General features: G+C 64.2%; 6 protein-coding genes. 4 read left to right on the top strand and 2 right to left on the bottom strand.

Going from position 1 to position 6,368, the window contains the following annotated elements; all coding sequences use genetic code 11:
* The 3 genes from I6F24_RS23665 to I6F24_RS23655 all read left to right on the top strand — a co-directional run.
* Positions 1-1,070: phosphatase PAP2 family protein (locus I6F24_RS23665; protein ID WP_225156492.1), on the top strand; the 1,070-nt coding region annotated here is incomplete at its 5' end.
* Positions 1,071-1,106: 36 nt separating this feature from the next.
* Positions 1,107-3,107: a hypothetical protein gene (locus tag I6F24_RS23660; RefSeq protein ID WP_036014987.1), complete on the top strand. Its 2,001-nt coding sequence runs from the start codon at positions 1,107-1,109 to the stop codon at positions 3,105-3,107.
* The gene (locus I6F24_RS23655; RefSeq protein WP_225151851.1) at positions 3,085-3,420 is read left to right on the top strand and encodes a hypothetical protein; all 336 of its coding nucleotides are present in this window, start codon (positions 3,085-3,087) and stop codon (positions 3,418-3,420) included. Before I6F24_RS23660 ends, I6F24_RS23655 begins: the two co-directional genes overlap by 23 nt.
* A gap of 88 nt (positions 3,421-3,508) precedes the next feature.
* Here the strand turns inward: I6F24_RS23655 and I6F24_RS23650 are convergent, their stop codons facing one another.
* Both I6F24_RS23650 and I6F24_RS23645 read right to left on the bottom strand, forming a co-directional pair.
* Complete coding sequence (locus I6F24_RS23650; protein WP_036025490.1) at positions 3,509-3,700, bottom strand: hypothetical protein; 192 nt, start codon at positions 3,698-3,700, stop codon at positions 3,509-3,511.
* A gap of 31 nt (positions 3,701-3,731) precedes the next feature.
* Positions 3,732-4,889 carry an MFS transporter gene (locus I6F24_RS23645; protein ID WP_225151849.1) on the bottom strand — a complete coding sequence of 386 codons (1,158 nt, stop codon included), beginning with the start codon at positions 4,887-4,889 and terminating at the stop codon, positions 3,732-3,734.
* A gap of 164 nt (positions 4,890-5,053) precedes the next feature.
* Here I6F24_RS23645 and I6F24_RS23640 point away from each other — a divergent pair, with 164 nt between their 5' ends.
* The gene (locus tag I6F24_RS23640; RefSeq protein WP_036014983.1) at positions 5,054-6,313 is read left to right on the top strand and encodes an adenylate/guanylate cyclase domain-containing protein; all 1,260 of its coding nucleotides are present in this window, start codon (positions 5,054-5,056) and stop codon (positions 6,311-6,313) included.
* Positions 6,314-6,368 lie beyond the last annotated feature (55 nt).

Raw genomic sequence — 6,368 nt, 5'->3', positions numbered from 1 at the left:
GAGGTGCAGGCGGAGCGGGCGGCGCTGGAGGGGCCGGTGGGGCGATACTTGGCACGCTCGGCGACGTCTGGGCCAATCCCATCATGGTGGATGCACTCATCCGCGCTCGCGAAGGGACAATCGTTGTTCCGGAGCGACCGACCTCTCCGTATTTTTACTACTACGCGCCGGCCTTGCCGGGGATCGAAGACCCAGCCCAATTGGATCGCTGGGAGCCGTGGGTGCGCGCCTACACAGCGGTCGGGGAGATGCTGCAGGGCATCACCCTTCAGGTGTCGGGCGCCGATCCGAACGCATTCCTGGTTCGCTCGTCCGCATACGTGATTGCGGAGATAGGGCGTCCGGTCCAATCGACGTTTCAAGACCAGATTGAGATGGTCGTGAGCTGGGCCGAGCTGCGCAACGAACGCGCCACAGAAATCATGGCGCAGATCGATCCCCAGTATGCCTTCTGGTCCTCGATCGTCTACCTGCATCCCGAGAGGACCAGGCGGACATTCGAGCTCATCAACATGGTCCTGCAATTCTGCGTTTACGTGGAAATGCGCTTCAAGCATGCGCTGGGGTGCTCGCGTCCCGTGGAATACAACGCCCAGGTTCAGCCGATGATCACGACGCCGGGACACGGAAGTTTCCCGAGCGGACATGCGACGCAGGCTTACGCGGTAGCCTACGTGCTGAAACGGCTATTGAGCCTGCACAAGACGACATCCGGATTCCCGGAGATCGTCGAGCAGCTCGACCGGCAGGCCGCACGAATCGCAACCAATCGGGTCGTGGCCGGAGTCCATTTTCCAGTCGACAGCATGGCAGGGCGGATGCTGGGTATCGCCTTGGGCGAGTACTTCGTCGGCCGTTGTCTCGGGAGCACGGCAACCAAGAGCCGCAAATTCAACGCCAGCCACGCCGACAGTAACTCTCGCACGGATTTCAATCCCTTCCATGCTGACCAGGCGCTCAATGCCAACAAGTTCTATTCGGAAACCACAGGAGGGACTGTTACGCAGTCCCTCCTGATGAAGGAACTATGGGACAAGGCCTACTACGAAGTTTCGACAAGATTTCCGTAGGAAACACGTCCCTGCAACCGAAGTGGAGAGCATTCCATGGCCGAGGAATTGCCGAGATGCTTCGACCCGTACCTCCGGTACGCAATCGCGAGCGAATTTAAGAACTTCGATTTTTTCGACGAGCAGGAGTCCAAGCTATTTCTGTTCGTGGAGCTTAAGCACGCCGGGCTGGCCGATAATTTTGTGAGAGCCATGAGTCCTAGTGACTTCGGCGCCGAATTCGGGCTGACCAGCCCGAACTCGCGATATCTGACCATGCGGGCTTACATAAGGGCTGTCGAGAAGGACAGTTTCCGGGCGTGGGACGACAACGTATCCCGGGTCGAGCTGTCCCTCCCGTTGAAGCCGACGGCCATACAAAAGGGTGCGCAGCGCAACAGGTCCGCGAGCGAACAACCACCGACACCTCTCCTCATCGGCGTGATCGACGATGGCTGTCCGTTCGCGGCCGCTCAGTTTGTCAAAAGGATCGCGGGTGTCGCATCCGGGACACGCGTGCGCGGTGTCTGGGATCAGAACGAGCACGCAGGCCGAGTCCCGATCCCGGTAGGTGCCGACGTCTTTGGCGAGAAGCCGTTCGATTTCAATTACGGCCTCGAGTTCCTTCGAGACTCCATATCCGGCGTGGTTGGGCTCAACGACTGGATCCAGTTGCACAAGAGGGCAAACACGATCGACGAGGATGGCTGCTACGCGCGTGGAGGTTTCAAGACCCTCAAGCATCAGGCCTCGCATGGTGCACATGTAATGGATGTCCTCGCCGGACGCATTCCGCTCTCGGCACGCATCGCGCGCCGCGATCCGCCAAGTTGGCAGCCCGGAGATCCCCTGACCGATCCCGCTTGCGAAGCAGATATCGTGTTCGTGCAGTTTCCCGAGAGCTGCCTTCGTGACGCGACCGGCGTCTGGCTGAAGGGTTACGTCGCCGATGCAGTCGATTACATCATGTCATTTGTCGATTCTGGCACAACGAACGTGGTGATCAATGTCAGCTACGGGCCGACAACCGGACCTCACAACGGCACGTCGGAGCTCGAGGGCAAGCTGAGGGAGCTTGTCACCCACTATGACGGCGTTTCCGTAAGTCCAAAGCTCGACGTCTTCCTGCCTGCCGGCAACAACTATCTGAGCGATGGGCACATCCATTTCGTCAGGCAAACCATGGCAGAGCCCGACCATGTCGAATGGACGTGGCGCCTTCCCCCCGACAATACCGTGCTCTGCTTTGCCGAAGTCTGGATGAAGAAGAACTGCACGGACAATGTCATTGTTACGCTCACCTCGCCCGGCGGTCGTAGCTCCTCGTCGACTGCCGGTCCAGCGCCTCCCGGTCCCCCACCCCCGCCGCCCGCTGCACCGGCGCTTCCGCCCTATACCGGTGCGTATGCCCCCGTTGACTGGGGTGACAATAGGGTGTGGCTGATTGCGGTCGAGCCCACCATCGCGGGAGCCGGCATGGTGCCCGAGCATGGGAATTGGAAGATCAAGGTGGAGGGCATCGAGTTGGGGAGCGAGGTTCATGCCTATGTGGCACGTACCGATCCGAACATGAACATGCGCACGGGTGCGAAGCGTTCGTACTTCATCGACGCCGGATGGGAGGCGGGCCGCGCGGCCGAGGCCGGCTGCACGTATGCCGGTGGGGAATTTGACAAGACCGGCTCGCTTGTTTCTCGCCTGGGCACCCTCAACGGGATCGGTACGGACAGCGTCGCGGGTGTGCAGGTGGCCGGCGGCTACATTCTGTCGGCGCCGAAACGCAAGTCGCCTTATTCGTCGGCGGGCCCCGCACGAACCGGGCCGCTCCCGCGGCGAGTTGGTCCCGACTATGCGCTGTTCTGCGACGAGTCAGATGCTCTGCAGGGTGTACGTGCCGGGGGCAATCGAAGCGGCGTGGTGTTTCGGCTCATCGGTACCAGCGCCGCCGCGCCGCAGCTGGCGCGATTGGTTGCGGATCGGCGACCGTTGACGGTGCACGATGCTCCAGCCAGCCCTCCGGACGAGAAGCGAGGTGATGGCGATCTCTATCCGCCGTGATGTGGGCGAAGAGCGCGCCAGCTGGAAGGGCATCCGATCGGGGCAAGCGTCAATCCGGCCGCCGCCGGCCTCGATGCAGAAGATCGCCGACAGGCTCGCCGTCGTGCTGGTGCTGGCGGGGTTGGTGAAGGGCAGCTTTGCAGCGCTCGAGCGCTTCACGGCGGCGCAATGGGTTGCCGGCGTTTATCTCGGCATCGGCGGCGGCGCGCTCGCCTTCATGCTCTGGGTCATGGCGCTGGCGCGGGCGACGCCGACCCGGGTCGCCAATACGATGACGGTCAATCCGATCGCCGCCGCTTGGCGGCGCTGCTGATCGGCGAGCCGATCACGCCCAATCTTCTGGCCGGGCTGGTCGCGGTGTTCGCCGGCATCGGGATTGCGACCAGCGAGTCGAAGGTGGCTTAGCTCTTCGGCGCGGTTGCTGTCGGCGGGCTCGCCTCCGGCGTCTTCTTCGGTTTCAGCGTGCCGGCATAGAACGAGACCAGCCAGACCAGGAGGATCGCGAGCAGATAAACGCCCCAGGCCTGCGGCGGCGTGGTCGCCCAGCGCACGAGGTCTTTGAACGTGCGGGGCGGGCTGTTATCGTCGCTCATGGCCCGCTTGTGCGCGAAAGCTCAGATCTGGTCAATCTGGCCGCCGCCCGGTGCGGATCAGGAACAGTGCTGCCAGCGCCGAGAGGCTGAGCGCGGATGAGACGATCAGCACCTTGGCGCCCATGAGGTCGATGAGCAGGCCAAAGGCGAGCGGCGCCACCGCCTGCGCCATCCGTGCCGGCGCGCCGATGATGCCGAGGCGATAGCCGAAATCCTTCGGGCCGAAGATCGACAGCGGCAGGGTGCCGCGGGCGATCGTCAGAATGCCGTTGCCGGAGCCGTGGAACAACGCGAACGCGCTCGCCGCAGCGCCGCCGAAAATCGCAACGATCACGGCGCCGAGCGGGTGGGTGAGGCTGGCGAGCCGCGTCGACCACAGCGGATGGAAGCGGCTGAGGAAGCCGGCCTCCAGCATGCGGGCACCGACTTGCGCCGGCCCGATCAATGCGCCGGCCGCGATCGCCTCGGCTGGCGTTGCCCCCATCGCCTCCAGGATGCGCGGGAAATGCGCGGCCATCGCGCCGGTGACAGTCCAGACCGCAGCGAAGATGAAGGCCAGCAAGATCATGGTGCGGTCGAGCGGCACATGCGGCTTCGCGGCCGCGGCCGCCGCCTGCTTGGCGCCCTTGATGACCGGCAGCATGAACAAATTGAGCGGCAGGCCGATCAGGATATTGGCAGCGGCCCAGGCAAAACAGGTTTCGCGCCAGCCGATATGCGACAGGCCCCAGGCGGTGAGCGGCCAGCCGACGGTGGAGGCGAAGCCCGCCATCAGCGTGATGCCGGTGATCGGCCTGCGCGCCTCGGTGCCGTAGATGCGCCCCAAAGCGGCGAAGGCGGCATCGTAGAGCCCCATTGCCATGCCGATGCCGAGCACCAGCCAGGCGATCGCCATCACCATCACCGACTGCGAGATGCCAAGCAGCACGAGGCCGGCGGCAATGGTCACGTTGGACGCCGACAGCACCTGACGGCCGCCGACGAGATCGATCTGCCGTCCAATGCGCGGGCCCAGCATTGCGGAGATCACCAGCGCGGCCGAAAACGCACCGAAGATCCAGTTGGAGGAGACACCGAGCTCGCGTCCCATGGGATCGGCGAGCAGCGCCGGCAGATAATAGCTGGAGGCCCAGGCGAGGGTCTGCGTGGTGCCGAGCGCCAGGATGATCGGAAGCTGGCGCTGGGTCATGTCCCCGTATTTCTGATCGGCCGTGTCATCGGCGCATTTGCAGCTCGCGGCGAGAGCGCGTCAACCGCGTCTGCGGCATATTCGACCTGCTGCCGGCGGGGAGCCTTTGGGTTGTATGCAGATACCCCGCTTCCGCTCGTCACGAATGCACGCCATAATGGCGCATGCAATTGACCTCGCGCCTTACGCTGATGAACTGGCTGACCGGCCAGGGGCTCACGGGCCTGCCTGAAATTGAACTGCTCCGCGGCTTCTGCGAGCGTTGCTGCGCCGAGGGGCTGGAACTGTCGCGTGGCCTCGTCGTCATCGACACGCTGCATCCGATCTATGAAGGCCGCGGCTTCCGCTGGAGCGATCGTCCCAGCAACGAGAGCGATGCCTTCGAATACGGCTCGACCGCCGACGGCGACGCCGCCAAGAGCTGGCGCCGCTCGGTGTTCTTCCACATGCTCGAGAATGGCCACGACGAGATGGTGATCGATCTCGCCGATGCGCCGTCGATGGATTTCTCGCAGATCGGCGAGCTCGCCGAGAAGGGCCACAAGCACTATCTCGCCTTCGTCCACCGCTTCGGCGAGAACGGGGCGCTCGGCCTGATGGATTGCCTCTATTCCTGCTGGACCACCCGCCGCGCGAGCGGGTTCTCCGGACTGGAGCTGGAAGCGCTGCGCGATCTGGTTCCGGTGTTGGGGCTCGCGATCAAGTCGGCGCAGCAGGTCGACATCGCGCGCACGCTCGGCCGGGTCTATCTCGGCCGCGACGCCTCCGAGCAGGTGCTGCGCGGGCGCATCTCGCGCGGCGTCACCGAGCGCATCAATGCCGTGCTTTGGTATTCGGACCTGCGCGGCTCGACCGGCATCAGCGAGAGCATCGGTCCCGACGAGATCATCCCGTTCCTCAACGACTATGCGCAGGCCGTGATCGATCCGATCCACGAAGCCGGCGGCGACGTACTGAAGCTGATCGGCGACGGCGTGCTCGCGATGTTCTGGGGCGAGGACATGGCGGATGCGCGGCGGGCCGCGCTCCGCGCCGAGCACCTGTTCCGCAAGAATGTCGCTGCGCTAAACGAACGGCGGGCGGCGGAGGGCCGTCCGACCACGTCAGCCTATATCGGCCTGCATGTCGGCGAGGTCTTCTACGGCAATATCGGCAGCGAGGACCGGCTTGATTTCACCGTGGTCGGCCCGACCGTCAACGAGGTCAGCCGCATCGCCTCGATGAGCCGCTCGGTGGATCGCGAGCTCTTGGCCTCGTCCGAATTCTACAAGGGCCTAGATGCCGCCGGCCGCCGCTACCTCGTCTCCACCGGCCGCTACGCGCTGCGCGGCATCGGCCGCGCGCAGGATCTCTACACGCTCGATCCGGAAGTCGACGCGAGCGAGCCGGTCAGGGGCAGCTACGAGCGCTATCTGGCGGGTTAGTCTCCGCGGCCTCAACAGACGCCGTCATTGCGAGCGCAGCGAAGCAATCGAGGGT

Origin of the sequence: Bradyrhizobium sp. BRP23 (genome assembly GCF_020194135.1) — a bacterium.
GTDB lineage: Bacteria > Pseudomonadota > Alphaproteobacteria > Rhizobiales > Xanthobacteraceae > Bradyrhizobium > Bradyrhizobium yuanmingense.
Note: the sequence above shows the minus strand (reverse complement) of the source record. Positions and strands in the feature narration are given on the sequence as shown.